Genomic DNA, 3,362 nt, shown 5'->3' on the forward strand with positions numbered 1-3,362 from the left:
GTAATTTCATCTACAACCAAAGCATCCGGATCGAACTTCGGCCAAGGGTGGGTATGCACCGAACCAAAATTACCAGCAATTTGCCACAATTCCTCAATAATATGAGGTGCAAAAGGTGCCAACAACAACAACAAAGTTTCCAAACCTTCGGCATAAATAGGCGAATCTTTGCAACTAGCATCAGCAAGAGCGTTACTCAATTTCATCATTTCAGAAACAGCAGTATTAAACTGATAATCTCCATCCAAATCTTCTGTCACTTCCTTAATAGCAATATGTACCGCCCTTCGTACATCTTTCTCTGCTTTAGTTAACTCTCTAGCAAACTTAGTTTCTATCCAGCTCAACCCTTTCTGTAAATCATTCCTAGTCTCTTGTTGAGTTTCTGGATGATTAAACTTTGCTTCTATTGCAGCTTTCACATCAGCAGAAGCATAAACTTTCACCACATTTTTGAGTTTAAAAGCAGCAAGATTTTTCGTGATTTCAGTAATCAAATATCGAGACCAACCCAACTCTTTCAAATCTGCTTGAGTAATACCGCTATTTTTTACTTTCGACTCACTTAAACTATGATTTGCAGCAAATTCATTTGTCAACAACCACACCCGGTTTAGGAAACGAAACTGCCCTTGCACATCAGCATCATCCCACTCTAAATCTTTTTCTGGTGGAGCTTTAAACAAGATAAACATCCGCGCTGTATCAGCTCCATATTTTGACATCACATCTAAAGGATCGACACCGTTATATTTAGATTTAGACATCTTCTCAAAAAAGACTTCCAACTCATCTCCTGTTTTCGGGTCTTTGGGGTCTTCCTGGTTGACTTCTCCGAAAGGAATATATTTACCCGTTACCGGATTTTTGTAAGTGACACCTTGTACCATCCCTTGAGTTAACAAACGTTGGAAGGGTTCGTCAAAATTGCACAAACCTCTGTCACGCAAAACTTTAGTAAAAAATCTGGAATACAACAAATGCAAAATTGCGTGTTCGATACCACCTACATATTGGTCTACAGGCAACCAGTCATTAACTATTTCTGAGTCAAACACCTGTTGTTCGTTCGTTGCATCTGGATAACGCAAATAATACCAAGATGAATCAATAAAAGTATCCATGGTATCTGTTTCCCGTTTTGCCGGAGTGCCACAACTCGGACAAGGAACATTTACCCAGTCTGACAATTTTGCCAATGGTGACGGGCCACGACCAGAAAATTCCACACTGTCTGGCAACTTAACGGGTAAATCAGCATCTGGTACAGGTACAGCACCACATTTCGGACAATGAATAATAGGTATTGGTGCCCCCCAATAACGTTGTCTAGAAATTAACCAATCTCGCAAACGATATTGTACGCGACCTTCCCCATAACCTTCATCTTCTGCAAGTTCAATAATTGCTTTTTTGGCGACAGTAGATTTTTGACCATTAAACGGACCGGAGTTGACCATGATGCCAATATCGGTATAAGCATCTGTAAGTTCACAGTCATCATTATCCGAATCATCTGGCACAATGACATTTGTAATGGGTAGATCGTATTGTTTGGCAAACTGGAAGTCTCGTACATCGTGAGCGGGTACTCCCATAACTGCACCTGTACCATATTCATAGAGTACATAGTCGGCGATCCAGATGGGAACTTCTTGGTTATTAAATGGGTTGATAGCTTTACCACCAGTGGGAACGCCACGTTTTGGTTTATCTTCGGCAGTACGTTCTAGTTCACTTTCGGCAGCAACTTCTTGAATGAAGGTTTCGACGGTAGTTTGTTGTTCTGGGGTTGTTACCTGTGCTGTTAAAGGATGTTCGGGAGCTAAGACAACGTAACTAACGCCGTAGACAGTATCAGGTCTGGTGGTAAAGACACCGATTTTTTTATCCATCCCCACTATGGGAAATTCGAGATAAGCACCGACGGATTTACCTATCCAGTTGGCCTGCATGGTTTTAACTCTTTCTGGCCAACCAGGCAATTTATCCAAGTCATTGAGGAGTTGTTCGGCGTAGTCGGTAATTTTGAAGAACCACTGACGCAATAATTTACGTTCGACTTTTGCCCCGGAACGCCAGGAACGACCTTCACCATCTACTTGTTCGTTGGCAAGTACGGTTTGGTCGATGGGGTCCCAGTTAACGGCAGATTCTTTTTGATAAGCAAGACCTGCTTGGAAGAATTGGAGAAATATCCATTGGGTCCAACGGTAGTATTCGGGGGAACAGGTGGCGACTTCTTTTTCCCAGTCGATGGAGAAACCCAAACGTTGGAGTTGTTCTTTCATTTGGGCGATATTTTGGTAGGTCCATTGGGCGGGTGGGATGCCACGGTCAATGGCTGCATTTTCTGCTGGTAGTCCAAATGCGTCCCAACCCATGGGGTGCAGGACACGATAACCTTGCATCCGTTTGAGTCGGGCAATGACATCGGTGATTGTGTAGTTACGAACATGACCCATGTGTAAGTTCCCGGATGGGTAGGGGAACATGGATAGAGCGTAGAATTTTTGTTTATTCTTGTCTGTAGGGGTTTGATTTTGGTTTTGTTCGGTCCAGATTTTTTGCCACTTTTGTTCAATGGATACAGGGTTATATTTGGAGTCCACAGTTTTTGTCCGTATTATTTTCGATAGTCTTGTTTTCTTGATTATTTTTGCATAATTCCCGACGTTGAGAATTCATGGTTACATTATACTACATTATGCAATACATAAAGTTCGGAAAGGTCATTTCAGTTATCAGTTATCAGTTATCAGTTATCAGTACCTAAGGCTGTTTGCGGAGCATTTCGTAGGAAAGCAAAGTGAATTGAAAATAGGGAATACTCTTTTTTTTATCTCCTTAAAATGGTCGGCTCTTATACCAAAATTTTTCGGTAATAATTTTTGTTGGTTGTAGAGAGATTATTTTGAACTTCTACACTGCATAACTATAGGAGAAATAGGACTATGTAGTAGGAGTAGCGATCGCCTTTCTATTACTTTAATACTTCTATAGCAATCCTAAATTGATTGTGACAAATCAAAAAGTAGATAAAAAAACTGAAACTCTTACCTGTTCCCTGTTCCCTAAAAATAGTAAGATTTTTATACACAAATAAAATAGGATTGCTATATTTTATATAAGATTAAAATTTATGAAAATAATAGCTAGTTACAAAAATCTGAGCCAAACTTAATCAAAGCATAATCAAAATATAACGACTTGGAAACTAATATAAAAACTTAATTGCTTTCTATTTCCTGTTCCTCTAAAAATCTACTAAAAACCCATGAATAATTACCAGAATTTTTCTAACCAGGGCTATCAAATAATTAGAGAACTCGGACACAATAATATTGGTGGGCGAGTCACCT

General features: G+C 39.9%; 1 protein-coding gene. It reads right to left on the reverse strand.

The features are described from left to right. On the reverse strand, positions 1-2,612 hold a 2,612-nt coding region (gene leuS, locus AC3DU7_RS29140; protein WP_488042745.1), incomplete at its 3' end, for a leucine--tRNA ligase. Positions 2,613-3,362 lie beyond the last annotated feature (750 nt).

The organism is Okeania sp. (assembly GCF_983059655.1).